The following is a 24,719-nucleotide window of genomic DNA, read 5'->3' as shown; positions in this document are numbered from 1 at the left end:
ACATGGCAACCCAGATCATCATCACCGACGCCGGCCGTGCCGCGCTCGTAGCCGCCGGCAACGGCGGCACGAACACCCACCAGGTCGTGGAAATCGGCCTGGCGAACGCGCCGTTCGTCGCCGACAAGGGGCTCACGAAGCTGCCGAACGAGCTGAAGCGGATCAAGTCCTTCGGCGGCGCCAACGTCGCGCCGGACACGATTCATACGACGCTGAAGGACGACACCGCGGACCAGTACTCGCTGTACGGGTTCGGCCTCTATCTCGAGAACGGCGTGCTGCTGGCCAGCTACGGCCAGGCGACGCCGATCATGGAGAAGTCGCCGGCCGCGATGCTGCTGCTGTCGTCCGACCTGCAGTTCGCGACGATCGACGCGACGCAACTCGTGTTCGGCGACGCGTCGTTCCTCAATCCGCCGGCGACTACCGAGCGGCAAGGCGTGGTCGAGCTGGCGACGCAGGCGGAAGTGAACGCCGGTGCGGACGATGCGCGTGCAGTGACGCCGAAAACCGCGGCGTCGCGTTACGCGGCGTTGACCGGGGCGAAGTTCACCGGGCCGGTCGTCACTGAGTTCGATGCGGGTCCGGATACGGCGCATGTCACGGTGCGTCCGCCGACCGGCAAGAACGGGCGGGAAAGCCGCGTGCGCCTGCACGGCACGTTCGGCGGCAACATCGCCGATACCGGGACGCGCCTGATCGCGACGGTACGGGCAGGCTTCGACAATGGTGCGTGGGGACGCGAGTACGTCGATCTGTGGGTCAACAAGACCGGCAACGATGCCGAGACGGACGCGAACCAGGGGCGCGCATTGCGCATCACGTACGGCGGCCGGATGCTGGTCGGCGACGTCAAGAATGACGACGGAGGCTCGCGGCTGCAAGTCGACGGCAACTCTCGCACGTATGGCACGAGCATTTCGGGAGGCCCAAACACCGTCAAGGCCTGGGTTGCTGCCGACGAGGTAAATGGCTACTTCCGCACGGCTGGCAACGCAACCATCGGTTCGGATAACGTCGACGGCTCCTGTGAAATCGTCGCGGGCAATGCGGCCCGCGTTCGCGTACTGCCTTCTGGCCGCATGTTGATCGGGACGTCTGCTGACGACGGCCGCAATGTGATCCAGGCGGCAGGGGGGGCCACGTTCAAAGGCGGTGTGATCTCGCGCGATCTGGACGCAGGTGGTGGACATTTCCGGGCGACCTACGGTGATTACGGTACGTTCTGGCGCAACGACGGCACGAACGTCTATCTGCTTTCGACGAAGAAAGGCGATCCGGACGGCACGTTCAACGACTATCGGCCATTCACGCTGAATCTCGCGACGGGTCGCGTCACGATCGACGACCAGGGCGCCGGTACGCTGATGGGCGGAGAAACCACCATTCGCGGCGACCTCATAGTCGGAAAGACTACGGACGAAGGACGCATCAGAGTCGGCCCCACCGACGGCTACTTTTATGCAAATGCCCAGTCGGTCGGCTGGTGGAGAAACAACGACTCGTTCCAGTACTTCATGGAAGACCGCACCTTCCGCGTAAACGGCAAGCGGGTGTGGCACGCCGGCAACCTCACGCCGCTCGATCGCGTGACGGGCGGCACGATGGCGGGCGATCTCCAGTTCGACCCGGGCAAGCGGCTGTTCCTGTCGGAAGGCAGCGTTGGGACGCCGTCCCTCACGTTCAGCAACGACGGCATCCCGGACACCGGCCTGTATCACATCAACGACGGCTCGTTCGGCGTGACGTGCAACTCGACCGCGCAGGTGACGTTCTCAACGGGCGGCACCGTCTTCCAGACACCCGTGCAAGGTCCCACGCCCGCGGCAGGCGACCGATCGACCGCGCTCGCCACGACCGAATGGGTGCTGGCCGCGCTATCGATGACGTCTGTCGGCCAGATCATCTTCGAGCCGCGCACGTCAGTTCGCGCCGGCTTCCTGAAAGCCAACGGCGCGCTCCTCAAGCGCGCCGACTACCCCGCGCTGTGGGCGTACGCGCAGGCCAGCGGCGCCCTGGTAACGGAAGGCGAATGGCCGAAGGGCCTCTGGGCCAACTTCTCGTCCGGCGACGGCTCGACGACGTTCCGGCTGCCGGAGCTGCGCGGCGAATTCATCCGATGCTGGGACGACGCCCGCGGTGTCGACACCAACCGCATCCTCGGCTCGTGGCAGGACAGCGCGAACCGCTCGCACGGCCACGTCGCCAGCGCGGCCGAAGTCGGCGATCACGCGCACTCGGCCTGGACCGACGGGCAGGGACAGCACGGCCACGGCGTCAATGACCCCGGTCACGCACACGGTGTCCGGATGGGTCGTGTCGGCGTCGTCGCCACCTCCTACGGCCAAGGGTGGGGCCCGTACAACTGGGACCGGCAGGACATGCACGGCACCGAGGGCGCAGGTACCGGCATCTGGTTGAGCGAAGCCGGCAACCACGGCCACAACGTCGGCATCGGCGGCTCCGGTCGTCACAGCCACGCCATCACCGTCAACCTCGACGGCGCCAACGAATCGCGTTCGCGCAACGTCGCGCTGCTCGCGTTGATCCGCGCTTATTAACCTGGACCCCGAAACATGCTGATCCACCACTACAACCAGTCGACCGGCGAATACCTGAGCAGCGGCCAGCCCGACGCCGATCCGCGCAACCCCGAACGCTGGCTCGTGCCGTCATGGGCGACGTTCGACGAGCCGCCGGCGCGCACGCCGACGACCTGGCCGTTCTACCGCGACAACGCGTGGACGCTGCTGCCGGACTTCCGCGGCCGCCTCTGCTATCGCACCGACACGGGCGAACCGGTCGAAATCGCGACTGCCGGCAAGACGCCCGACGAACTCGGCCTCACGACCGAACCGCAACCGTCGCCTCGCCATGCATGGATCAATGGCGCGTGGGCCGTTCCGGCTGCGCTGCTCGAGCGCGAAAAACGCGACGCCGCGATGGCCGAGTTCGAGCGACGCCTCGAAGCCGCACGCAAGGCGAACGCCGGCAAGGCCGATGCCTACGCCGCGGGCCTGCTCGACGACGAAGGCGTCTACTACTTCAAGGCCTGGTCGGCCTACCAGATGGCACTCGTTTCGGTCGTCCAGTCCGACACGTTCCCCGATGCGGTGACGTGGCCGACTACGCCGGCGCCGTACGTACCGCCTCCGCCTCCGCAGCCGGAACCGCAACCGCAACCGCAACCGGAACCGGAATCGAAGCCCCAGCCCGACGAACCCAGCGCACCTGCAGCTCCGGTCGCGGACCCCGCGGCCTGATCCGCACGGGATTTCTCCCGTTCTCTTTCATCTGATCTGCACACACAGGAGCCACACACCATGCCGCAGGATTACCACCACGGCGTACGCGTCATCGAAATCAACGAGGGCTCGCGCCCGATCCGCACCGTGTCGACGGCCGTCGTCGGCATCGTCTGCACCGCGTCCGACGCCGATGCCACCGCCTTCCCGCTCGACACGCCCGTCCTGCTGACCAACGTTGTCGCCGCGCTCGGCAAGGCCGGCACCCAAGGCACGCTGCGCCGCACGCTCGACGCGATCGGCCGGCAGACCAAGCCCGTCACGATCGTCGTGCGCGTCGCCGAAGGCAAGGACGCCGCCGAGACGGCGACCAACGTGATCGGCACCGTCACCGCCGACGGCAAGTACACCGGCATGAAGGCGCTGCTCGGCGCGCAAGCGCGCTTCGGCGTGAAGCCGCGCATCCTCGCGACGCCGGGCCTCGACACGCAACCCGTCGCCGCGGCGCTCGCGTCGATCGCGCAGTCGCTGCGTGCGTTCGCCTACGTGTCGGCCAACGGCTGCAAGACGAAGGAAGAAGCCGTCGCCTATCGCAAGCAGTTCAGCCAGCGCGAACTGATGGTCGTCTGGCCGGACTTCCTCGCGTGGGACGACACGACCAGCAAGACGATCGTCGTGCCGGCCACCGCGTATGCGGCCGGCTTGCGCGCGAAGATCGACAACGACACGGGCTGGCACAAGACGCTGTCGAACGTCGGCGTGAACGGCGTCACCGGCATCAGCGCCGACGTGTCGTGGGACCTGCAGGATCCGGCGACGGACGCGGGCTTCCTCAACGAGCAGGACGTGACGACGCTCGTGAACCGCAACGGCTTCCGCTTCTGGGGTTCGCGCACGTGCTCGGACGATCCGCTGTTCGCGTTCGAGAACTACACGCGCACCGCGCAGGTCATCGCCGATTCGATCGCCGAAGCACAGATGGCCATCATCGACGGCCCGCTCAACCCGTCGCTGCCGCGCGACATCATCGAAACGATCAACGCCAAGTTCCGCGAATGGATCTCGCAGGGCTACCTGATCGGCGGCTCGGCCTGGTACGACCCGGAGCCGAACACGACCGACGTGCTGAAGTCCGGCAAGGCGTATCTCGACTACGAATACACGCCGGTTCCGCCGCTCGAAAACCTGATGCTGCGCCAGCGCATCACCGACCGTTACCTCGCCGATTTCGCCGCGCGCGTCAGCGCGTAACGACCGGCCTCACCAGGAGTCAAACACGATGGGTATGCCTCGCAAACTCAAGGGATTCAACCTGTTCCAGAACGGCGAGAACTTCGTCGGCCAGGTTGTCGAAGTCACGCTGCCGAAGCTCACGCGCAAGATGGAGGACTACCAGGGCGGCGGCATGAGCGGCCCGATCAAGGTCGACTTCGGGCAGGAAGGGATCCAGCTCGAATGGACCTGCGGCGGCTTCATGCGCTCCGTGCTCGGCCAATACGCGATCACGAAGCACGACGGCGTGCTGCTGCGCTTCGCCGGCGGCTACCAGTCCGAGGATTCGACCAACGTCGACGCGATCGAGATCGTCATCCGCGGCCGCCACAGCGAAATCGACCCGGGCACCGCGAAGTCGAAGGAAGACACCGCGTTCAAGGTCACGACCGTCGCCAGCTACTACAAGCTGTCCGTGAACGGCCAGGACGTGATCGAGATCGACTTCGTCAACATGATCGAGAAGGTCAACGGCAACGACCTGTTCGCGGCGCTGCGCAACGCGATCGGCCTGTAATCCGCCGCCCGGCCGGTTACGCCGGCCGGGCCCTTCCTCGCCCTTCCCCCGCTTGATCACCGACAGGACCACCATGAATCCGATGCAACCCGACCCGGCCGCGAACGACTCGCAGGCCGATGCGTCCACCGTCGCCGTCGTCGCCGCGCCCGACCAGGACGATCCGGCCACGCACACGCTCGACACCCCGCTCGTGCGCGGCAACCAGACGATCACGTCGATCACGCTGCGCAAGCCGAAATCGGGCGAACTGCGCGGCGTATCGCTGTCCGACCTCGTCAGCCTCGACGTCGTCGCGCTGTCGAAAGTACTGCCGCGCATCAGCTCGCCGATGCTGACCGAAGCCGACGTCGCCGGCATCGACCCCGCCGACCTCGTGCAGCTGGGAGGCATCTTCGCCGGTTTTTTGATGCCGAAGGCCGTGAAATCCCGACTGGCCTCCCAGACCGCGTAGAAGACCCGATGGCAGACATCGCGACGGTGTTCGGCTGGACACCGCCCGTGATGGATGCCTTCAGCCTGGCCGAGCTGATGGACTGGCGCGAGCGCGCCCGAGTACGCGCCGGCGCCCAATGAGCGAAACGATCGACGATGGACAACACCACGAAACTGCGCGTCATGTTCGACATGGTCGACAACATGACGAAGCCCCTGCAAATGATGCTGACCGGCAACAAGGGGCTGGCCGATTCGCTGCGGGCGACCCGCCGCGAGCTGGATGACATGGCGAAGACGCAGAAGCGCATCGGCGAGTTTCGCGAGATGCGCAAGGGCCTCGCCACGACGGCATCGGACCTCTCGGCGGCACGCGCACGCGTCGACACGCTCGCCCAGTCGCTGCGCGCGACCCGCTCGCCGTCGCAACAGATGATCAGCGACTTCAACAAGGCGCAACGCGCGGCCGAGAATCTGGCGTCCGCGCACCACTACCAGGCCGGCCGCGTACAAGCCATGCGCACCCAGCTCGCCGGCGCGGGCATCGACACGCGCAACCTGTCGCGGGACGAGCGCAACCTCCGCGCGACGATGGCGTCGCGTGCGTCGATGATCGACGCGGGGGTGCGCGGGTACGACACCCGGCGCCAGCAGCAAGCCGACGCCCGGCGCGCCAGGATCGACGCACTGCGCGGCGTCGGCGAGAAGTGGGCGAAGCGCGGCGAGACGGTCAAGGGCGCCGGCAAGAACATGCTCGGCATGCTGTCCGATCCGCTCGACGCCGCGAAGCAGGCCGAAAGCGAAACGCTGCGCATGCGTGCGGCGGGTGCGTCGGCCGACGCGGTGAAGTTCGCGCGCGCGCAGCAGGCCCCGGGGCTGTCGACCATCGACAACCTGGCGCTGATGCGCGAATCGCTGACCGAGTTCGGCGGCGACGAACAGCATGCGCGGGTCGCGCTGCCGTTGCTGTCCTCGATGAAATTCGCGAACGAGGCGCTGTACGGCAAGGAAGACGCGAAAAAGAACGTCGACCAGTTCATGAGCATGCTGAAGGTGATCGACCTGCGCGGCGGCACGAAGAGCGAAGCGGCGTTCGGCGCCGAAGCGAACATCGTGCAGAAGATGCAGACCGCGACCGGCGGCAAGGTCAGCGGCGACGAGTGGAACAACTTCGCCGAATCGGGCGGCAACGCGGCCAAGAAGTTGCGCACGGACGCGTTCTATTACCAGATGCAGCCGCTCATCGAAAAGCTGGGCGGCAAGTCGGCCGGCGCAGGCCTGGCCGCCCTGTCCGGCAGCGTGCTCGAGGGCAAGGCGTCCGCACTCGCCGCGCGACGGCTGGCGGCGCTCGGCCTCGTCGATCCGAAAGGGCTCACGCACCGGAAGAACGGTGCGATCGCCGGGCTCAAGCCGGGCGCGCTGGCAGGCAGCGACATGCTGCAGGCGTCGCCGTTCGAATGGCTCGAAAAGGTGCTGCTGCCGAGGCTCGCCGCCAAGGGCATCACGAGCCCCGACAAGGTCAAGGCCGAGTTGGCGAAACTGTTCCCCGACAAAGCCGCCGGAAGCCTGCTCACCACGATGTATGACCAGCGCGAGCAGATCCACGACACCGAGCGGCAGAGCGCCGCCGCCGACGGCGTCACCGGCATGCGGGCGAAGGCCGCGGATTCGACCGCGGGCCGCGAGCTCGTCGTCCTCGCGCGGTTGCGTGACCTGAAGCTCGAGATCGGCGAGAAGATCACGCCGATGTACAACGCGGCGCTGGACGTCACGGCCACCGTGCTCGAGAAGATCGTGAAGTTCGTGCGCGAACACGGCACGGCCACCCGCATCCTCGCCACGGCTTTCGCCGGGCTGGGCGGCGTACTCACGGTCGTCGGCACGCTGGCGAGCGTCTTCGGCAACGTGCTCGGATCGGTGAACGTGCTCCGCTTCGCGACGTCGATGGTCAGCGCGTTCAGGCTCGTCGGGCAGGCGTTCATGGTGCTTGGCCGGCTCGCGCTGGCGAATCCGGTGATCGCCGTGATCAGCCTGATTGCAGCGGCCGCCATCTACGTCTGGCAGAACTGGGACACGCTCGGCCCGAAGTTCATCGCGCTGTGGGAAACCATCAAGGGCGCGTTCGGCGCGGCCGGCGACTGGATCACCGCGAAATGGGACGCCACCGTCGAGTGGGTGAAGACCGCGATCGGCGGCATCGGCGACTGGTTCGGCGACATCGGCACGCGCTTCCAGGAAATCGGCGCCAGCCTGGTGTCGGGGCTCGTCGACGGCATCAAGAGCCGCTTCGTCGCGGTGAAGGAGACGGTCGGCGGCCTGGGCAGTTCGATGCGCGACTGGGCCAAGGAGAAACTCGGCATAAAGGCGTCGACCACGCCCGACGACGCCACGGCCGGCGCCCCGTCGCTCATGGCCCGCACCGCCGCCGCCCTCACGACCACCGCCGCGCTGGTCGGCCCGCCCGCGTTCGCCGCGAGCCCCGCGATCGCCGCCGCCGCCCCGCTCGAGCGCTACAACCTGTCGCTCGACTACCGTGCACCGCTCACGGCGCCGGCCGTCGCTGCCGCCAGCGCCGCGCCCGCGAGCGGCCCCGTCACCATCAACATCGCGCCGCCGCCCGGCGCCGATGCGGCGGAGATCGCCCGCATGGTGCGCGCCGAGCTCGAACGCGCCGAACGCGCGAAGGCGTCGCGCGCCGGCTCGCGCCTGTCCGATTGATCGTTCGTTGAAGGAAACCCGCCCATGATGATGTCGCTCGACCAGTTCGTTTTCAGCCTGGCGACCACGCCGTACCAGGAGCTCCAGCGCCAGCGCAACTGGAAGCACCGCACCAGCTCGCGCATCGGCGTGCGCGATGCGAGCCAGTTCACCGGCGCCGGCGACGACACGATCACCCTGTCCGGTATCGTCGCCCCCGACAACGGCATCGGCGAGATCGCGTCGATCGAGGCGCTCGCCCGGATGGGCGACGCCGGCGATGCCTACGTGCTCGTCGACGGGAACGGCAACGTGTACGGCGCGTACGTGATCGACAGCCTCAACGAGACGGCCACGTATCACACGAAGGAAGGCATCGCGCGCAAGATCGCGTTCACGCTGACGCTCAAGCGCGTGGACGACGGCGTGCTGGCCGAGCCGCAGCAGGACGACGAAAGCGGAGCGGACGAGCAATGAGCACGCTGGAACGCAAGCCGGGCGACGCGCAGGCCCGCGCGGGCCGCGTGCAGCCGCAGGCCGACTATCGGATCACGCTCGACGGCCGCGACCTGTCGCGCCTGATCGCGCCCAACCTCATCAGCCTGTCGCTGTCGGAGTCGCGCGCGGACGAGGCCGACATGCTCGACCTGGTGCTCGACGACGCGCGCGGCACGTTCGCGATTCCGAAGCGCGGCGCGAGCATCAAGCTGTCGATCGGCTGGGTCGGCGAGCCGCTCGTCGACAAGGGCGCGTTCACGGTCGACGAGGTCGAGCACGGCGGCGCACCGGACGTCATCACGATCCGCGCGCGCTCGGCATCGATGACGAAGGGCATGCACGAGCGCCGCGAGAAAAGCTGGCACCGGCAGACGATCGGCGCGATCGTGCGCACCATCGCGACGCGCCACGGGCTCACGGTCGCCGTCGACGCCACGCTCGCCGCGACGCGGATCGACCATGTCGACCAGACGCAGGAATCCGACATGTCGTTCCTGACGCGCCTCGCCAGGCGCTACGACGCGGTGATGACCGTGAAGGACAAGCGCCTGCTGTTCACGCCGATCGGCAGCGGCAAGACCGTCAGCGGCAAGCCGCTCGACGTGCTGGCCCTCACCCGCGCGAGCGGCGACCAGCATCGCTACCACATCGCGCAGCGCGACGATTACACGTCGGTGCGCGCGCACTATCACTCGAACGGTAGCGCGCGGCGCCTGTCGGTGGTCGTCGGCGACGCAAAAGGCAAGAACGTCAAGGTGCTGCCCGAGGATTACGCGACGGAAGCCGAGGCCCGGGCGGCCGCGCAAGCCGACTATGCGCGCACGCAGCGCGGCCAGTCGACGCTGAGCTACACGCTCGCACTGGGCCGGCCCGAACTGTTTCCCGAAATGCCCGTCACCGTGACAGGGTTCAAGCCGGAAATCGACGAGACGCCGTGGCTCGTGAAGAAGGCCACGCATACGATCGGCGACGGCGGGTTCACGACCGCGCTCGAGCTCGAGGTACGAGATGCGCCGAAGCAGTCGGGTCGAACCGACAAGCGCTGACGGGTGAAGTAACGGCCAGGGCCGCGATGCCCGGCACGCGATCGCGTGCCGGCGATCGCGGTGGCGAACTCAGGATCCCGGTGGGCGGGGCGAGGCAATGCGCGGGGTGCGCGGCTCGGATTCGATGCAGCGGCCGGAGCGAATGCCGGCCGGCGGGAAGGCGTGGTGGCGGTTCAGCTCGATTGCTGACGCCCGCCGAGCGCCATGCGCGTGTCGCGCGCGTCGCCGCATTGCTGCAACGTGGCACGCGCATCGCGCAAATTGGCCATCGCCTGCAGCGCGGCCTCGAGCACCTGCCCGACCGACAGCATCGCGCTGTCGATCTTTGCGTGCGCGTCGGCCCGTTCGTCTTCGGTCAGGTCCGGACGATATCGCGGCGGGCCCATCGTCGATCCGCGCGGGTCCGCGCGATGGTCGGCGCGCGCCGACGCGCCGATCGTCCCGATGTCGTGCTTCCTGTTGGTGTCCATTTTTCCGGTCTCCGCAAACTCAGTCATCCACCGGGGGCCGCCTGACACGACGGGTCGCCTCGGAACGCCCCGCCGCCAGCTCACCGGCTTTCAGAATGCTAAACCAATACTGTATGGATATACAGTGATTCGTCCGATTTTATCCGATGCGCTTGCGCGGCGCGCTCGGCACACCGCCGTGGAATCGGGGAAACGGAAAGGGGATGGGCCGCCCGCGCCGCCGCATGCGCTGCGGCCCGGATCGGGCAGCGCGTGGCCGCATGCAGCGCGCTGCCGGCATGCGCGGCAGCGCGTGCGCCGGGCCGCGCGGCCCCTTACTTCTTCGGTTGCTTCGCCGCGCGCTCGGACTTCAGCCGTTCGACCTCGGCCATCGCGCGCTCGACGTTTTCCGCCGTGCGCTGATCGAGTGCCGCACGGCGATTCTCCGGCAGGCGCTTCGCGCGTCGCGCCGGCGTCGCCTGCACCATCGCGCCCGTGCTGATGCAGCTGGCGAGAAACGCGTGCAGCGATGCCTTGCCTGCGTCGTTGAGCTGCCGGTACATCGCCAGCACGTCGGCTTCGTCCGCGTCGCGGCCGCCGGCCTCCGACGCCGGTTCGCCTGCCGTGGACCGTTCGCCGGTCAGCACGTAGCCGATATCGACACCGATCTCGCGAACGGCCAGCAGATAGGACGCGTCGGGAGAGCGCTCATCCGACTCGTACGCCGACTGCGAGCGCCTCGCGACACCGCCCACGGTCGCAAACTCATCCTGGCTGAGCCCGATCCGCAAGCGCTCGTCCCGCAAGCGACTCCCGATTTGTGTCATAAATTACCCATTAACAATTGACGCGCTGTTTTTTGCTCATTACACTGGCCTTACCGTAACGCAAGACTATCTCGACAAAGTATACCGACCATGACTACTCCCAAAGGCCCGCGCCGTTCGCCGCGCGGCACGATGTCGGACAAACCCGTCTACGTGGGGCTGACGCCGGTCGAACGCGGCGAGCTCGAGCAGCTCGCCGCGCAGCGCAACCGCTCGATCTCCAGCATGGCGCGCGAACTGATCCGCATCGGCGCGAGCCACCTGCGCTCAATCGCGGCGCCGCGCTCGCGCACCGCCGGCCGTTGAACCGGGCGCTGTCATGTTCCGCACCGTCGAACGCGCCCGACCGTCCGTGCCCGCAACGTCGATTGTGAACCGCGCGCACGCCCGCAACCATCCGCCGATCGGCCAGCGATGCAGCCGGATCGCCCGCGCAGCCCGCTGCCCGTCCGGCCCTGCGCAGACTCTCGCCCGGAGCACGACCCCATGCGAATCCTGAACCGTTGCCCGCACTGCCGCACCCGCGCCACCGCGCGCAGCAGCCGCGAAATGTCGCTGACGTTCCGCGAAATCACTTTCCAGTGCGCGAATCCGGAGTGCGGCCACACGTACGTCGTCAACATGGAATTCGCCCGCACGCTGTCGCCGTCCGCCGTCCCGAACCTCGCGTTGCAGTTGCCGCTTTCGCCGCACGTCCGCGAACGCCTGGCCGCGCAACTCGAGCTGCCGGTCTGACGCCCTAACCCCTCGTTCCCGCGTTTCCCTCGCATCGTGCCTGAACGGCGCGAGGGATCGCCTTTGCCATTGAAAAGGACACCTCATGATCCCGATCCAAGCGGGCCGCGCCGTCCAATGCCCCGCCGGCCCGGCGATGGTCCGCCACCCCGCGCGATGCGCACCGGTCGATTACCAGGAGGCGCGCCCATGAACCGCTACGCCACCGAACCCGCGCCGCACGACGCCGCGCTGCGCGCCGCCATCGCGGCGGCCGCCGACACGCTGAGCTTCGACGCCCCGCCGGACAGCCCCGAGCGGCAACGCACGCTCGGCCGCTTCGTGTCGGCGCTCGCTGATCGCCTCGCGCTCGGCTTTCCGCAATCCGCCGCCGCGCTGCGCGCGCTCGCCCATTCACCGGCCGCGACGGGCCATCCCGCGCCGCCCGCATCACCGCAACCCGAACGGCAGCAATGACGAAGATATGGCCTCGATCGACGAACTGAAACGACACATCGACCTGCATGACCTCGCCGGCCGCCTCGGCCTGAAGCGCGGCCGCGGCGGCGACCGCGCGCTCTATCACTCGCCGCAGCACGCGGACCGGAGCCCGTCGCTGTCGATCTATGCGAATCACCCGAAGTACGGCACCGGCTGGCGCGATCACAGCGCCGACGCCGGCGGCTCGTGCATCGACCTCGTGATCCACGCGCGCGGCGGCACGGTGGCCGACGCCGTCCGCTATCTCCACGACGCGTATGGCCTCCCGTCCGAGCGCCCGGCCCCCGCCGAGCGCCGCGAGAAATCCACCGTCGAATACATCGCCGACCGCTGCACGGCCGAGCGCGATCGCGTGCGCGACTACCTCGGCGGCCGCGGCATCTCCGCCGCGGCGCTCGACGCGGCGTTCGCGGCGCGCACGCTCGGCTTCAATTCGTGGACGAGCCCGAAGATCGCCGCCGGCGACGTCGGCCACGGCGGCCCCGCCGCCGCGTTCGTGGTGCGCGCGCCGGGCGATGCGCGCGTCGTCGCGGTCGACATGCGCTACGTCGACCCCGCGCTCAACGGCGGCGTCAAGACGCAGACCCAGGGCGACAAGGCCGGCTACGGCTGGACCGCCGACGCGCGCCGGCTCGAGCGCGCGAAACGCGTGATCATCGTCGAAAGCGCGATCAACGCGCTGTCGATCGACACCTGCGCGCTGCCCGGTACGGCCGCGCTGGCGCTGCGCGGCCTCGCGAACGTCGAGCGCATCGACTTCGCGTTCCTGCGCGGCAAGCAGGTCACGATCTGCCTGGACAACGACGAGCCGTTCGCGGAAGGCCACCCGCGCGCCGGGCAGCGCCCCGGCCCCGAGGCCGCGTGGGCGCTCCATGAACGGCTGACCGCGCTCGACATCAGTGCGGTGCTGGTCGACCAGTCGGACTGGCTGGCGGATCTGGCGGACGGCGACGCCAAGCGCACGCCGATCAACGACGTGAACGACTACCTGCAGCTGCGCGGCCCGGCCGACCTCGCGCGCGCGCTCGACCAGCTCGAGCCGTGGCTCGTCGCCGGCCTGCCGGGCGACGCCTCGCGCCGCGGCCGGCCGCGCATCTTCCTGCCGGCGCACGATTTCGCGCAGTACTGGCGGTTTCGCGTGCGGCCCGACTTCACGAACTACATCACCAAGATGGATCGCAACGAGGAATCCGGCGTCGAGACGCCCGTGATGACCGACCTGTGCGGCTTCCGCATCGCCGGCATCAGCCGCGTGGCCGTCGCGAGCGCGACGTCGACGATGACGGGCGACGCCGACCAGGCGCCCACCGTCTACTTCGCCGTGTCGGTGCAGGCGCCGCGGCACGGTGCGCAGCTGATCCGCCGCGTGATGCTCGACGACCAGCTGCACAACGTCGACCAGTGGAGCAAGTTCGGCCCGATCTGGGCGCCGGCGCCGTTCAAGCGGATGGTGAACATCCTCGAGCGCGGCGCCGATCTCGGCGCGCGCCGGGCCGCGAACTTCGTCGGGCTCGCGTGGCGCGACGGGCGGCTGATCGTCAACGAAGGCCCCGACTGCTACTTCACCGAAGCGGACAAGCAGTGCCCGTATCACAACCTCACGTTCCCGGGCGGCCCAGTGAGCGACGCGCGCCGCGTGATCGCCGCCTACCAGACGACGTTCCGGCAGAACGCCGCGACGATCCCGCTCGTGTGGGCGCTCGGCGGCCACCTGAAGGCGCTGCTCGGCTTCTGGCCGCATCTGACGGTCCAGGCGAACAAGGGCGCGGGCAAGTCGACGCTCATCAAGCGGCTCGAGCGCTCGCTCGCGTTCACGATGTTCTCGGGGCAATCGCTGCAGACCGAATTCCGCCTGCTGACCAGCATCAGTCACACGAGCCACCCGGTCGGCTGGGAAGAGCTGTCGGCACGGCGGCAGGACGTGATCGACAAGGCGGTCGGGCTGCTGCAGGAGAACTACCAGTACACGGTGACGCGGCGCGGCACCGACATGACTGAATACCTGCTGTGCGCACCGGTGATGCTCGCCGGCGAGGACGTGCCGGTGCGCAGCCTGCTCGGCAAGCTCGTGCGCACGACGCTGACCGGCAAGCGCGGGCCGCTGCTGCCCGACGACCTGCCGCGTTTCCCGGTCCGCCAATGGCTCGAGTTCCTGACCGGCCTCGACCGGCGCACCGCGCTCGACCAGTACGCGACGCTGCGCGACCAGGCACTCGCCGGCTGCCGCGCGAGCGGCGAGGACGACGGCGCGCGGCGCATGGCCGGCAACTACGCGGCGATCGGGCTCGCGTGGCGCTACCTGTGCGAATTCGCCGGCATGGACCCGAGCGAAGGCGAGTTCCCGCGCGACCTGATCGCCGAGATGAACGGCCACGTCGCCGAAACCAGCGCCGACCGCGAGCCGTGGGTCTGGATCATGGAAACGGTGCTGTCGGAAATCGACGGCGGCAACTACAAGCATCCGTACACGTTCGACACCGTCGACGGCGAATTCTGCCTGCTGCTGCGCACCGGGCACGTGATGGATCACCTCGCGCACACGAGCGCGCTGCGCGACAAGTGGAACGGCCTGCCGGTGAAGTCCGACCGCGTGTTCAAGGCGCAGCTCAAGCACGCCGGCGTCGTGGTCGGCGAGAAGGAGGTCGAGCGCCGCATCTACATGCGCCGCGTGCCGTACCTGACGCCGGTGTCGCTCGAGCGCCTGGCCGCATTCGGCCTGCACGTGTCGGTGCGGGAGGACCTGGCGACCGACGCGCTGCAGGGAGGCCGCGCATGAGCCGCGCCCTGTCCGGCCAACCACCGCACGGCGGAACCCGCCGGGAGTGGGCAGGCAGCGCACGCGAGTCGTGGTTGTCGCGGGTGACGGCTCGCAAGTCCTTGATTCCTGAGGAAACTGCCGCCCTGCCTCACGCCGGGTTCGCCACGTGTCATGCCGCTTTTGCCATGAGTCCGGCCGGTGCGCCGGCGGCGGCCCCTTCTTCTTTCTCTCTCTTCAACTCATTGAAGAAAAAGAAGAAAGAGAACCGGGAAGCCACGGCGACGAGCCGCCATCGCGCGCCACGAGTCGGCGCCGCATTGCCATCGGTCGCCGGCGATGCAGCGATTTCGCGCCACGGGTTCCACGCGCTCGACACGCCTGAATGATGGCAACCGATGGCCAACAAAACGCTTGAACATCAACGTGTTATGCACTCTTCACACGCGAACCATCCTTCCACGAGTTGCGCTGCGTGCCCGCCCGGCGGGCGGCCTGCCGACAGCGCGCATCCGGCCACCGTCGACCTGGCCGGCGCCGCGGCGCTGCTCGGCGCCCATCCCGAAACGGTGCGCCTGAAGGCCAGGGCCGGCGCGCTGCCCGGCCGCAAGGTCGGCAAGCGCTGGATCTTTTCCGTCGCCGCCCTGCAGCGCTACCTCGCCGGCGAATGGCTCCCGCCCGTCGCCCATCACGATCAGCAAGAGGAAACCCGCCCATGTCGCTCTACAAGCGCAAGACCAGCCCGAACTGGCAATACAAGCTGTACCCCCCTGGCGGCGGACCGCCGGTACAGGGAAGCACTGGCACCCGCGACAAAGCGCAGGCCCAGGAATTCCACGACCGGCTGAAGGTCGACCTGTGGAACCAGGCGCGGCTCGGCACGAAGCCGCGCCATTCGTGGAACGACGCGGTCGTGCGCTACGTCGGCGAACGCGCGGGCCTCGCCAGCCTGGAAACGTCGAAGATTCACCTGCGCTGGCTCGACCGGCACCTGTCCGGCGTCGCGCTCGCCGATATCGACCGCAACCGCGTCGACGCGATCGCGCTCGCGAAGCGCCAGGAGCCGCGCACGGTGCGCACCCGGCACGGCATCGTCGAGACCGACCGGGCCGTCAGCGACGGCACTGTGCGTCGCGTGATCGGCGTGCTGAAGTCGGTGTTGAATGCGGCGGTCGAATGGGAATGGCTGGAGCGCGCGCCGGTCACGAAACGCGCGAAGATCGTCTCGAAACGCATCCGCTGGCTGACCCCGGCCGAAGCGGAACGGCTGCTCGCCGAACTGCCCGCGCATCTCGCCGACATGGCGCGTTTCAGTCTGGAGACCGGCCTGCGCCGCGCCAACGTGACGGGGCTGCGGTGGTCGCAAGTCGACCTCGCGCGGCGCGTCGCGTGGATCCACCCGGACCAGGCGAAGGCCCGCAAGGCCATCACGGTGCCGCTTTCGGAAACCGCGATCGCCGTGCTGCGCCGCCAGCACGCGAACCCGCGGGCGCCGGAGTGCGCGGACAGCGTGTTCACCTATCGCGGCAGGCCGGTCTACCAGACGGCGACGGCCGCCTGGGCCAAGGCGCTGCAGCGTGCCGGCCTGAGCGATTTCCGCTGGCACGACCTGCGTCATACGTGGGCGAGCTGGCACGTGCAGCGCGGCACGCCGCTGCAGGTGCTCAAAGAGCTGGGCGGATGGGAGACGATGGAAATGGTGCAGCGGTACGCGCACCTGTCGGCCGATCACCTCGCGCAATGGGTCACGCCGCTGACGGCCGAGCCCGTGCCGGTGCCAGCTGCAATTCAGCTGCAACGAGACAGTGCGACGAACGGAGAAAACCGCTGAGAGCCTGACTAGGCTTGGCGCGCCCGGCTGGGATCGAACCAGCAACCCCTGCCTTCGGAGGGCAGTACTCTATCCATTGAGCTACGGGCGCCTGTGACAGTGAAGCGACCCCAATATACAGGCCGCCCACGATTGGCAAGACGGCAAGGATACCCGGTTTCCCATGACGCGTCCACCTTGCCCGACGAATCCCCGCCGGGCCGGGCCGCGTGCGGGTAAACACGCGCCATCGCACCGCTCGCCGTGATGTAAACGTTCCGTCTATAATCGACCGGGCTTCATTGGACTGCCATTTGCCGTTGCACCGCGCTCACAATTCCTAATCACGGAGACGAGGCAAGCATGAGCGAAGCACCCCACGAATCTCCCGTCAAAACCCCCGGGCAGCTGATTGCCGTCATCATCGCGTCGTTCGCGATTCCGATCATCCTGATCGTCCTGTTCGCCAACTATGCGAACCATGCGTTCCGTGCCGGCGCCGGCACGGACGCGCTATCCGACGAACAGGTCGCCGCACGTGTCGCCCCGCTCGCGAAGGTCGACGTGAAGGACGCCAACGCGCCCCGCACGTACAAGACCGGCGAGGAAGTCTACAAGGCCGTCTGCGTGACCTGCCACGGCACGGGCGCCGCCGGCGCGCCGAAGTTCGGCAACAAGGACGACTGGGCGCCGCGCATCTCGCAAGGCTTCGACACGCTGCTGAAGACGGCGCTGGCCGGCAAGGGCGCGATGCCGCCGCGCGGCGGCACGAGCCCCGACGACGTCAGCGACTATGAAATCGCCCGTGCGATCGTCTACATGGCGAACAACGACGGCGCGAACTTCCCCGAACCGGCCGCGCCGGCCGCCAACGCGGCGCAATCCGCCAGCGGCGCCGCAGCCGCGTCGGGCACGGCGGACGCCGCCAGCGCGCAAATCGCCGCGGCCCAGGCGGCAATCGCCGCGCTCCCGAAGGCCGGTGAAGCGCCCGCGGCAGCGGCCGCCCCGGCCGGCGCCGACGCCGGCAAGGCGCTGTACACGTCGACCTGCCAGGCCTGCCACGCGGCGGGCGTGCTCGGCGCGCCGAAGTTCGGCAGCAAGGAAGACTGGGCGCCGCGCCTGAAGGACTCGATGGACACGGTCTACAACTACGCGCTGCACGGCAAGGGCGCGATGCCGCCGAAGGGCGGGTCGAACGCGTCGGACGCCGACGTGAAGGCCGCCGTCGACTACATGGTCAACGCGTCGAAGTAATCCCAACCGGCCGTCAGTAAAAAACCCCCGCGATGCGTGTGCGTCGCGGGGGTTTTGTTTTGCGGGCGAACCTCTGGAGCGCCGGAGCGCCATGCGCCCGGCGCCGCCGCGTCACTTCTGCAGCAACGCCTTCAGGCTCGCGAGCCGATCCTTCGGCGACATCGGCGCCTCTTCCGGCGTCGGCGGCGGCGCGTCGTCGAGCCCCATCTCCGGGATGAAGCGCGACGGTTCGCACACGACCGTCTCGCGCGCCCGCTTGCGCTTCTTGCACCAGTTCAGGTGCAGGCTGCGCTGCGCGCGCGTGATCGCGACGTACATCAGCCGGCGCTCCTCCTCGATCCGCTCGTTGTCGATCGGGCCGTCGTCCTCGGAGCCGCCGCGGTGCGGCATGATGCCTTCCTCGACGCCGACCAGGAACACGTGCGGATACTCGAGCCCCTTCGACGCATGGACCGTCGACAGCCGCACCGCATCCGGATCCTCGTCCTTGCCCTCGAGCATCGACATCAGCGCGACGGTCTGGATCAGGCCGAGCAGGTTCTTGCCGGTATCGGCGAGCCCGTCCGCGTTGTGGAAGCCTTCCGCCTCGCCGTCGACCGCTTCCGTCTCGGGCTTGGTGCCCTTGCGCTTCAGCCATTCGAGGAATTCGAGCACGTTCTGCCACTTCGACTGCGCCTGCCGTTCGTCGAACGCGTCGTACAGGTACGCCTCGTAGTGGATCGCCTCCATCATGTCGTCGAGCACGGCGGTGGCGGGATCCTTGTCCGCACGCTCGGTCAGGCGCTGAATGAAGTCGCAGAACATCCGCAGCGGCTCGACCTGGCGCGCGGACAGCCGCGCCTCGATCCCGCCCATGTACACGGCCTCGAACAGCGACACCTTCGCCTGGCCCGCGAACGAGCCGAGCGCTTCGAGCGTCGTGTTGCCGATCCCGCGGCGCGGCGTGGTGACGGCGCGGATGAACGCGGGATCGTCGTCGGCGTTCGCGATCAGCCGCAGGTATGCGCACAGATCCTTGATCTCGGCCTTGTCGAAGAACGACTGGCCGCCCGACAGCACGTACGGAATCCGCTCGCGGCGCAGCACCTGCTCGAAGATCCGCGCCTGGAAGTTGCCGCGATACAGGATCGCGTAGTCGCGGAACTGCGCGCGCCGCTCGAACTTGTGCGCGGACAGCCGGAACACGACCGATTCGGCTTCATGCTCCTCGTCGTTGCACGGCGTGACGGTGATCGAGTCGCCCATCCCGTGCTCGGACCACAGCTTCTTCTCGAACAGCTTCGGGTTGTTCGCGATCACGTTGTTCGCGGCGGTCAGGATGCGCACCGTCGACCGGTAGTTCTGCTCGAGCTTGACGAGGTGCAGCTTCGGGAAATCCTTGCCGAGCTGCGCGAGGTTCTCGAGCGTCGCGCCGCGCCAGCCGTAGATCGCCTGGTCGTCGTCGCCCACCGCCGTGAACGCCGCGCGCGGGCCGGCGAGCAGCTTCAGCAGCTCGTACTGGCACGCGTTGGTGTCCTGGTATTCGTCGATCAGCAGATAGCGCAGCTTGTTCTGCCAGCGGTCGCGCACCTGCTCGTTCTTCGCGAACAGTTCGGCGGGCAGGCGGATCAGGTCGTCGAAGTCGACCGCCTGGTACGCATGCAGCGTCGCGACGTAGTTGCGGTAGACCAGCGCGGCCTGGTGCTCGTCCTCGTTGGCCGCGATCGTCATCGCTTCCTCGGGCATGATCAGGCCGTTCTTCCACAGCGAGATGGTGCTCTGGATCTTGCGGATCAGGCCCTTGTCGGTCGTGCCGATCTGCTCCTGGATCATCCCGAAGCAGTCGTCCGAATCCATGATCGAGAACTGCGGCTTCAGGCCGACGTGCTCGGCCTCCTGGCGCAGGATCTGCACGCCCAGCGAGTGGAACGTGCAGACGGTGAGCTGGTTGACGGGCACCTTGCGGCCTTCCTTGCCGGGCGTGGTGAGCGTCTTGCCCTCGAGCAGCTTCGACACGCGCTCGCGCATTTCGGCGGCCGCCTTGTTCGTGAACGTGACGGCGGCGATGTGGCGCGGCTCGAAGCCTTTCGCTTCGATCAGGTGCGCGATCTTCTGCGTGATCACGCGGGTCTTGCCGCTGCCCGCGCCGGCGAGCACGAGACAGGGACCGTCGAGGTAGCGCACCGCTTCGTTCTGGGCGGGATTCAGGCCTGCGGACATGATGGCGGATGGTGTTGCGGTTGACGGCGGAACGCCGGGAGGATGCCGTGCGCGGCGGGCTGGCGAAGCAGGCGGACACGCGGGCAGGACGCGCATGTTAACACGTCGGCGGCGCGCTTTTCGGGAGCGCCGCCGGGCGGGGCTGCGCGGGCCGACCGGCCGGGCACCCCCTGTCCGTTCGGCCAATCCGGCCCCTTTCGCGCACCGATCGGCCACAATATGGCCACTTCGGCGCCGCCCCCGCGCCGGCCCGTTTGCGTCACCTGTACCGCCACCGGATCGACATCATGGGATACCCGTTCGCCACCGCCGCCCTCGGCCCGCTGCTGTTCGCGCAGGGGCGCTACGTGCGCCGCGTCACGCCGCGGCTGCCCGAGGCCGCCGGCCCGCGCGACGGCGTGGCGGGCGACGGCCCGCCGCTGCGCGTGCTGGTGGTCGGCGATTCGGCCGCCGCGGGCGTCGGCGTCGCGACGCAGCGCGACGCGCTGTCCGGGCAACTGGCGAGCGCGCTCGCGGCCACCCATCGCGTGAGGTGGAAACTGCTCGCGCGCACCGGCCTGACCACACGGGAGCTGGTCGACTGGCTCGCCGCCGAGCCAGCCGAGCCGTTCGACGTGGCCGTCACGTCGCTCGGCGTCAACGACGTGACGGGCGGCGTGCCGCCGGCCCGCTGGCTGGCGCAGCAGGCCGAGCTCGTCCGGTTGCTCGCCGCGCGCTTCCGGGTCGGGCACGCGATCCTGTCGGCGGTGCCGCCGATGGAGCGCTTTCCGGCGCTGCCGCAGCCGCTCGCGTGGTATCTCGGGCTGCGCGCGAAGCGGCTCAACACGGCGCTCGCCGGGTGGGCCGCCACGCAGCCGCACTGCACGTTCCTGCGCGTCGAGCTGCCGCTCGAGCGCCACCTGATGGCCACCGACGGCTTCCACCCCGGCGCAACCGCCTGCGCGGTGTGGGCCGCGCAGGTCGCCGCCGCCGTGCTGCGGCGGGCAACCGTATGACGCCGGGCGGCGCCCCCGCGGCAGCCGTTCATTGCACGGGCGTAGGCGGGCAAACCCCGCTCGCGCGGCCCCCCGGCCCGCGCAAAATGCCGGCTTTCCTTGCGCAAGCGCCGCATCGCATCGCGCATTTCGCCCGAACGCGCCGGTGCAAGCGGCGGCGCCATGCCAAAATAGCCGGTCGTCTTCGCGCCGTCCCGGCGCGCCATCCTTTAATTTCCTTCGCAGCCAGGAATTGCCATGTCGTCATTGCTCAGGATTGGTTTGATGGGTTTCGGTTTCGCCGGCGCGACGTTCCACGCGCCCGTGATCGCCACGAGCGGCCGCACTGAAGTCGCCGCGATCGCGACGGGTCAGCCCGATCGCGCGCAGGCGGCGTATCCGGGCGCGCGCGTCGTCCCCGATCTCGACACGCTGCTCGGCCTCGACGACATCGAGTGCGTGGTGATCGCCACGCCGAACGACACGCACTTCGCGCTCGCGCGCCAGGTGCTCGAAGCGGGCCGCCACGTGGTCGTCGACAAGCCCGTGACGCTCACCGCCGACGAGGCGCTCGCGCTCGCGCGGCTCGCGAACGCGCGCAGCCGGCTGTTCGCGCCGTTCCACAACCGCCGCTGGGACGGCGATTTCCTCACCGTGCGCGACATCGTCAAATCGGGCGAGCTCGGCCGCATCACCAGTTTCGAGTCGCACTTCGACCGCTTCCGCCCGACGCCGCGCACGCGCTGGCGCGAGGAGCCGGCTCGCGGCGGCGGCCTGCTGCTCGACCTCGGCCCGCACCTGATCGACCAGGCGCTCGCGCTGTTCGGCCTGCCGGAAACGGTGAGCGCGACCGTCAAGACGCGCCGCGACAACGGCACGGCGCCCGATTTCGTGCACCTGCAGCTCGGCTATCCGGACAAGGACGTCACGCTGCATGCGAGCGCGCTGTCGGCGATCGAACCCGCGCGCTTCACGCTGCACGGCACGCGCGGCAGCTACCAGAAGTTCGGGCTCGACACGCAGGAAGACCAGCTCAAGGCCGGCCTCACCGCCGACGACGTCGAATTCGGCGGCGGCAACCCGCCCGGCCTGCTGCGCGTGCTCGACGGCGAAGTCGAGGTCGAGCGCCCGGTGCCGACGCTCGATGGCCAGTACGCGGAGTTCTACCGCGCGCTCGCCGCGTCGATCCGCGACGGCGCGCCATTCCCCGTCACCGCGCAGGACGCCGTCGACGTGATGACGATCATCGAGCTCGCCGCGCAGAGCGAGCACGACGGCCGCCGGCTGCCGTTCGTGCGCCGCACGATCTGACACCGCGCGCCGGCCGGTCGCGGCCGGCCGGCGCCGGTGCAGCGGGATCAGCCGGAACATTCGGTTACAAATGCCGGGGGAACGAAAGTCAGCGGCAGACTGGTCTGATGCGTTTCTCGAAAAAGTCGATCCGACACCAATCCGTCAGGAGAATGTTGATGCAACGGTTGATTCGCGCAGCAGCGTGCTGCGTCCTGGTTTCCTCGCTTGCGGCCTGTATCGTGCAGCCGCAGCAGCCGGTCCGCCCGGCGCCCCCGCCGCGGCCGAATCCGCAGGTCGTCGCGAACGAGCGGATGCAGCAGATCCAGGGCCGGATCGACAATCTGCACCGCCGCATCGATGCGCGCGTGAACGGCGGCTACTACCCGCCGCCGTACGGCGCGCAGCTTCATCATCGCCTCGACGTGATCCGCCAGGAATCGAACGACATGTCCGCGCAGCACAGCGGCGGCCTGTCAGGCGACGAGCAGCGCGTGCTGAACCAGGAACTCGACACGGCCGCGCGCGCGATCGGCGAGTAACGCACCGGCCGGCGCCCGCCGGAGCGGAAAAAGCGGCGGCACCGGTTGCCGCCGCTTGTCGCGAAGCGACATTCTTTTGCTCAAATTGACAAGGCCCACCCGCTCGCGTACAGTCGCCCGCACGCGTCGGGAGAGCGTGTAACCGGGCTGTTTCAGCCGGTTGCGCCGCCGAAGGGGCACACCCGCAAACTCTCAGGCAAAAGGACCGACCGCGTCGGGGAATCCCGTCCGCGCATTGCGCGGGCCACACTCTCCCCGCACTCTGGAGAGCGGCAGTAGCCCGCAGCGCATCCGCTGCGCGGGCAAGCTGCCCACCGAAGGGGCGCGCGTTCGCCAGGCCTGGCCGGCAGCGCAATCTCTCAGGTATCGAGGACAGAGGGGCATGTACCGGATCGCTCGCAGGCCATCGGCCGCGGTGGTCGGCACATGGCCGTTCTGATCCGCGCGCAAGCGCCTTGCCTGAGGCCTCGATGACTGCACTGAATCACACCCCGCTCAACGCCGCGCACCGCGCGCTCAATGCCCGCATGGTCGATTTCGGCGGCTGGGACATGCCCGTCAACTACGGCTCGCAGATCGAAGAACATGAAGCCGTGCGCACCGACGCCGGCATGTTCGACGTGTCGCACATGTGCGTCGTCGATTTCACCGGCAGCCGCGTGCGCGCGTTCTTCGAGCATGCGATCGCGAACAACGTCGGCAAGCTCAAGACGCCCGGCAAGGCCCTCTACTCGTGCCTGCTCAATCCGCAGGGCGGCGTCATCGACGACCTGATCGTCTACTACTTCACCGAAGAATTCTTCCGCGTCGTCGTCAACGCCGGCACGGCCGAGAAAGACATCGCGTGGTTCAACCAGCTGAACGAGCAAGGCGGCTTCGGCGTCACGATCGCGCCGCGCCGCGATTTCGCGATCATCGCCGTTCAGGGCCCGAACGCCCGCGAAAAGACCTGGGCGACCGTGCCCGCCGCGCGCGCCGCCACCAGTGAGCTGAAGCCGTTCAACGCCGCGCAGGTCGCCGGCACGCCGTTCGGCGATCTCACCGTCGCGCGCACCGGCTACACCGGTGAAGACGGTTTCGAAGTGATCGTCCCGGCCGTGCACGTCGAAGCGCTGTGGAACGCGCTGCAGCAAAACGGCGTGCGCCCGTGCGGGCTCGGCGCGCGCGACACGCTGCGCCTCGAGGCCGGCATGAACCTGTACGGCCAGGACATGGACGACACCGTGTCGCCGCTCGACGCGGGCCTCGCGTGGACGGTCGACCTCTCCGCGCCGCGCGACTTCGTCGGTCGTGCCGCCCTGGAAGCCAACGGCACCCGCGCCGCGTTCGTCGGCCTGATCCTGCAGAAGGAAAACGGCAAGGCCGGCGGCGTGCTGCGCGCGCACCAGAAGGTCGTCACGCCGCACGGCGAAGGCGAGATCACGAGCGGCACGTTCTCGCCGTCGATGCAGGAATCGATCGCGTTCGCGCGCGTGCCGGCGGCCGTCCAGATCGGCGACCTCGTCCAGGTGCAAATTCGCGACAAGAATCTTCCCGCGCGCGTGGTAAAACTGCCGTTCGTGCGCAACGGCAAGGTCCTCGCTGCGTAACGGCCGGGAGGCCCGCCTCCCGGGAAGCCGGGAGATGGCGCCCGGCGCAATACCATACCCGGCGCGCCCCGGCGGCGCGCCAGCAAAACGAACACACCCTTTTAC

Annotated in this window: 24 protein-coding genes, 1 tRNA gene and 2 riboswitches; of the genes, 21 read left to right on the top strand and 4 right to left on the bottom strand. The window is 68.6% G+C overall.

Annotation, left to right across the window (positions count from 1 at the left end):
* Positions 1–2 precede the first annotated feature (2 nt).
* From CFB45_RS00875 to CFB45_RS00835, 9 genes are all read left to right on the top strand, one after another.
* On the top strand, positions 3–2,561 hold the full coding sequence (locus CFB45_RS00875; protein WP_089424204.1) for a phage tail protein: 2,559 nt from the start codon (positions 3–5) through the stop codon (positions 2,559–2,561).
* 15 nt (positions 2,562–2,576) lie between these two features.
* On the top strand, positions 2,577–3,263 hold the full coding sequence (locus tag CFB45_RS00870; protein WP_089424203.1) for a tail fiber assembly protein: 687 nt from the start codon (positions 2,577–2,579) through the stop codon (positions 3,261–3,263).
* A gap of 60 nt (positions 3,264–3,323) precedes the next feature.
* Positions 3,324–4,496, top strand: a complete 1,173-nt coding sequence (locus CFB45_RS00865; protein ID WP_089424202.1) for a phage tail sheath protein — start codon at positions 3,324–3,326, stop codon at positions 4,494–4,496.
* Positions 4,497–4,524: 28 nt separating this feature from the next.
* Positions 4,525–5,034, top strand: coding sequence for a phage major tail tube protein (locus tag CFB45_RS00860; protein ID WP_048251463.1), 510 nt, complete (start codon positions 4,525–4,527; stop codon positions 5,032–5,034).
* Between the two features lie 82 nt (positions 5,035–5,116).
* Positions 5,117–5,488: a phage tail assembly protein gene (locus tag CFB45_RS00855; protein WP_179255030.1), complete on the top strand. Its 372-nt coding sequence runs from the start codon at positions 5,117–5,119 to the stop codon at positions 5,486–5,488.
* An 8-nt stretch (positions 5,489–5,496) separates the two neighbouring features.
* Positions 5,497–5,610: a GpE family phage tail protein gene (locus CFB45_RS00850; RefSeq protein WP_006484104.1), complete on the top strand. Its 114-nt coding sequence runs from the start codon at positions 5,497–5,499 to the stop codon at positions 5,608–5,610.
* A 15-nt stretch (positions 5,611–5,625) separates the two neighbouring features.
* Entirely contained in the window at positions 5,626–8,187 is a 2,562-nt protein-coding gene (locus CFB45_RS00845) for a phage tail tape measure protein (RefSeq protein WP_089424200.1), read from the top strand.
* A 24-nt stretch (positions 8,188–8,211) separates the two neighbouring features.
* A complete protein-coding gene (locus CFB45_RS00840; protein ID WP_069246823.1) occupies positions 8,212–8,643 on the top strand; it encodes a phage tail protein in 432 nt (143 codons plus the stop codon).
* A complete protein-coding gene (locus CFB45_RS00835; RefSeq protein WP_089424199.1) occupies positions 8,640–9,710 on the top strand; it encodes a phage late control D family protein in 1,071 nt (356 codons plus the stop codon). Before CFB45_RS00840 ends, CFB45_RS00835 begins: the two co-directional genes overlap by 4 nt.
* A gap of 173 nt (positions 9,711–9,883) precedes the next feature.
* Here the strand turns inward: CFB45_RS00835 and CFB45_RS00830 are convergent, their stop codons facing one another.
* Positions 9,884–10,180, bottom strand: coding sequence for a hypothetical protein (locus CFB45_RS00830; RefSeq protein ID WP_089424198.1), 297 nt, complete (start codon positions 10,178–10,180; stop codon positions 9,884–9,886).
* Positions 10,181–10,494: 314 nt separating this feature from the next.
* The gene (locus CFB45_RS00825) at positions 10,495–10,914 is read right to left on the bottom strand and encodes a transcriptional regulator (protein ID WP_089424294.1); all 420 of its coding nucleotides are present in this window, start codon (positions 10,912–10,914) and stop codon (positions 10,495–10,497) included.
* 162 nt (positions 10,915–11,076) lie between these two features.
* On the opposite strand from CFB45_RS00825, the gene CFB45_RS00820 reads away from it, so the two are divergent.
* The 7 genes from CFB45_RS00820 to CFB45_RS00790 all read left to right on the top strand — a co-directional run bounded on the left by CFB45_RS00820 (position 11,077) and on the right by CFB45_RS00790 (position 16,787).
* Positions 11,077–11,292: a hypothetical protein gene (locus CFB45_RS00820; RefSeq protein ID WP_089424197.1), complete on the top strand. Its 216-nt coding sequence runs from the start codon at positions 11,077–11,079 to the stop codon at positions 11,290–11,292.
* Positions 11,293–11,472: 180 nt separating this feature from the next.
* Positions 11,473–11,721 carry an ogr/Delta-like zinc finger family protein gene (locus CFB45_RS00815; protein WP_048251455.1) on the top strand — a complete coding sequence of 83 codons (249 nt, stop codon included), beginning with the start codon at positions 11,473–11,475 and terminating at the stop codon, positions 11,719–11,721.
* Between the two features lie 189 nt (positions 11,722–11,910).
* A complete protein-coding gene (locus CFB45_RS00810) occupies positions 11,911–12,177 on the top strand; it encodes a hypothetical protein (RefSeq protein WP_089424196.1) in 267 nt (88 codons plus the stop codon).
* A gap of 7 nt (positions 12,178–12,184) precedes the next feature.
* Positions 12,185–14,977: a toprim domain-containing protein gene (locus CFB45_RS00805; protein ID WP_089424195.1), complete on the top strand. Its 2,793-nt coding sequence runs from the start codon at positions 12,185–12,187 to the stop codon at positions 14,975–14,977.
* The gene (locus tag CFB45_RS00800; RefSeq protein WP_089424194.1) at positions 14,974–15,345 is read left to right on the top strand and encodes a hypothetical protein; all 372 of its coding nucleotides are present in this window, start codon (positions 14,974–14,976) and stop codon (positions 15,343–15,345) included. The genes CFB45_RS00805 and CFB45_RS00800 overlap by 4 nt, the downstream gene beginning before the upstream one ends.
* A gap of 9 nt (positions 15,346–15,354) precedes the next feature.
* Positions 15,355–15,804, top strand: a complete 450-nt coding sequence (locus tag CFB45_RS39315) for a helix-turn-helix domain-containing protein (protein WP_089424193.1) — start codon at positions 15,355–15,357, stop codon at positions 15,802–15,804.
* A complete protein-coding gene (locus tag CFB45_RS00790) occupies positions 15,717–16,787 on the top strand; it encodes a tyrosine-type recombinase/integrase (RefSeq protein ID WP_244115267.1) in 1,071 nt (356 codons plus the stop codon). The genes CFB45_RS39315 and CFB45_RS00790 overlap by 88 nt, the downstream gene beginning before the upstream one ends.
* A gap of 15 nt (positions 16,788–16,802) precedes the next feature.
* Here CFB45_RS00790 and CFB45_RS00785 read toward each other — a convergent pair.
* Positions 16,803–16,878, bottom strand: a tRNA-Arg gene (locus CFB45_RS00785).
* Between the two features lie 251 nt (positions 16,879–17,129).
* On the opposite strand from CFB45_RS00785, the gene CFB45_RS00780 reads away from it, so the two are divergent.
* Entirely contained in the window at positions 17,130–18,020 is an 891-nt protein-coding gene (locus CFB45_RS00780; RefSeq protein WP_089424191.1) for a c-type cytochrome, read from the top strand.
* A gap of 111 nt (positions 18,021–18,131) precedes the next feature.
* Here CFB45_RS00780 and CFB45_RS00775 read toward each other — a convergent pair whose 3' ends face one another.
* The gene (locus CFB45_RS00775; protein ID WP_046547468.1) at positions 18,132–20,219 is read right to left on the bottom strand and encodes a UvrD-helicase domain-containing protein; all 2,088 of its coding nucleotides are present in this window, start codon (positions 20,217–20,219) and stop codon (positions 18,132–18,134) included.
* Between the two features lie 287 nt (positions 20,220–20,506).
* Here CFB45_RS00775 and CFB45_RS00770 point away from each other — a divergent pair, with 287 nt between their 5' ends.
* The 4 genes from CFB45_RS00770 (at position 20,507) to gcvT (ending at position 24,614) form a co-directional block, all read left to right on the top strand.
* Positions 20,507–21,214 (top strand): SGNH/GDSL hydrolase family protein, encoded by a 708-nt coding sequence (locus CFB45_RS00770; RefSeq protein WP_089424190.1) that lies wholly within the window; start codon positions 20,507–20,509, stop codon positions 21,212–21,214.
* Positions 21,215–21,451: 237 nt separating this feature from the next.
* Positions 21,452–22,504, top strand: coding sequence for an oxidoreductase (locus tag CFB45_RS00765; protein ID WP_089424189.1), 1,053 nt, complete (start codon positions 21,452–21,454; stop codon positions 22,502–22,504).
* A gap of 158 nt (positions 22,505–22,662) precedes the next feature.
* Positions 22,663–23,025: a hypothetical protein gene (locus CFB45_RS00760; protein WP_011350564.1), complete on the top strand. Its 363-nt coding sequence runs from the start codon at positions 22,663–22,665 to the stop codon at positions 23,023–23,025.
* Positions 23,026–23,142: 117 nt separating this feature from the next.
* Positions 23,143–23,243: riboswitch (glycine riboswitch) on the top strand.
* A 34-nt stretch (positions 23,244–23,277) separates the two neighbouring features.
* Positions 23,278–23,411, top strand: a riboswitch (glycine riboswitch).
* A gap of 84 nt (positions 23,412–23,495) precedes the next feature.
* On the top strand, positions 23,496–24,614 hold the full coding sequence (gene gcvT, locus CFB45_RS00755) for a glycine cleavage system aminomethyltransferase GcvT (protein ID WP_089424188.1): 1,119 nt from the start codon (positions 23,496–23,498) through the stop codon (positions 24,612–24,614).
* The last annotated feature ends 105 nt before the right edge of the window (positions 24,615–24,719 follow it).

It is taken from the genome of Burkholderia sp. HI2500, assembly GCF_002223055.1.
Lineage (GTDB): Bacteria > Pseudomonadota > Gammaproteobacteria > Burkholderiales > Burkholderiaceae > Burkholderia.
The sequence above is the reverse complement of the archived record's forward strand: the minus strand, read 5'-3'. Positions and strand labels throughout refer to the sequence as shown.

What these genes read in the sequence shown, in the direction of transcription:
- CFB45_RS00875 (WP_089424204.1), top strand. Translation starts at nt 3, where the DNA reads ATGGCAACCCAGATCATCATCACCGACGCCGGCCGTGCCGCGCTCGTA.
- CFB45_RS00870 (WP_089424203.1), top strand. Translation starts at nt 2,577, where the DNA reads ATGCTGATCCACCACTACAACCAGTCGACCGGCGAATACCTGAGCAGC.
- CFB45_RS00865 (WP_089424202.1), top strand. Translation starts at nt 3,324, where the DNA reads ATGCCGCAGGATTACCACCACGGCGTACGCGTCATCGAAATCAACGAG.
- CFB45_RS00860 (WP_048251463.1), top strand. Translation starts at nt 4,525, where the DNA reads ATGGGTATGCCTCGCAAACTCAAGGGATTCAACCTGTTCCAGAACGGC.
- CFB45_RS00855 (WP_179255030.1), top strand. Translation starts at nt 5,117, where the DNA reads ATGCAACCCGACCCGGCCGCGAACGACTCGCAGGCCGATGCGTCCACC.
- CFB45_RS00850 (WP_006484104.1), top strand. Translation starts at nt 5,497, where the DNA reads ATGGCAGACATCGCGACGGTGTTCGGCTGGACACCGCCCGTGATGGAT.
- CFB45_RS00845 (WP_089424200.1), top strand. Translation starts at nt 5,626, where the DNA reads ATGGACAACACCACGAAACTGCGCGTCATGTTCGACATGGTCGACAAC.
- CFB45_RS00840 (WP_069246823.1), top strand. Translation starts at nt 8,212, where the DNA reads ATGATGATGTCGCTCGACCAGTTCGTTTTCAGCCTGGCGACCACGCCG.
- CFB45_RS00835 (WP_089424199.1), top strand. Translation starts at nt 8,640, where the DNA reads ATGAGCACGCTGGAACGCAAGCCGGGCGACGCGCAGGCCCGCGCGGGC.
- CFB45_RS00830 (WP_089424198.1), bottom strand. Translation starts at nt 10,180, where the DNA reads ATGGACACCAACAGGAAGCACGACATCGGGACGATCGGCGCGTCGGCG.
- CFB45_RS00820 (WP_089424197.1), top strand. Translation starts at nt 11,077, where the DNA reads ATGACTACTCCCAAAGGCCCGCGCCGTTCGCCGCGCGGCACGATGTCG.
- CFB45_RS00815 (WP_048251455.1), top strand. Translation starts at nt 11,473, where the DNA reads ATGCGAATCCTGAACCGTTGCCCGCACTGCCGCACCCGCGCCACCGCG.
- CFB45_RS00810 (WP_089424196.1), top strand. Translation starts at nt 11,911, where the DNA reads ATGAACCGCTACGCCACCGAACCCGCGCCGCACGACGCCGCGCTGCGC.
- CFB45_RS00805 (WP_089424195.1), top strand. Translation starts at nt 12,185, where the DNA reads ATGGCCTCGATCGACGAACTGAAACGACACATCGACCTGCATGACCTC.
- CFB45_RS00800 (WP_089424194.1), top strand. Translation starts at nt 14,974, where the DNA reads ATGAGCCGCGCCCTGTCCGGCCAACCACCGCACGGCGGAACCCGCCGG.
- CFB45_RS39315 (WP_089424193.1), top strand. Translation starts at nt 15,355, where the DNA reads ATGGCCAACAAAACGCTTGAACATCAACGTGTTATGCACTCTTCACAC.
- CFB45_RS00780 (WP_089424191.1), top strand. Translation starts at nt 17,130, where the DNA reads ATGAGCGAAGCACCCCACGAATCTCCCGTCAAAACCCCCGGGCAGCTG.
- CFB45_RS00775 (WP_046547468.1), bottom strand. Translation starts at nt 20,219, where the DNA reads ATGTCCGCAGGCCTGAATCCCGCCCAGAACGAAGCGGTGCGCTACCTC.
- CFB45_RS00770 (WP_089424190.1), top strand. Translation starts at nt 20,507, where the DNA reads ATGGGATACCCGTTCGCCACCGCCGCCCTCGGCCCGCTGCTGTTCGCG.
- CFB45_RS00765 (WP_089424189.1), top strand. Translation starts at nt 21,452, where the DNA reads ATGTCGTCATTGCTCAGGATTGGTTTGATGGGTTTCGGTTTCGCCGGC.
- CFB45_RS00760 (WP_011350564.1), top strand. Translation starts at nt 22,663, where the DNA reads ATGCAACGGTTGATTCGCGCAGCAGCGTGCTGCGTCCTGGTTTCCTCG.
- gcvT (WP_089424188.1), top strand. Translation starts at nt 23,496, where the DNA reads ATGACTGCACTGAATCACACCCCGCTCAACGCCGCGCACCGCGCGCTC.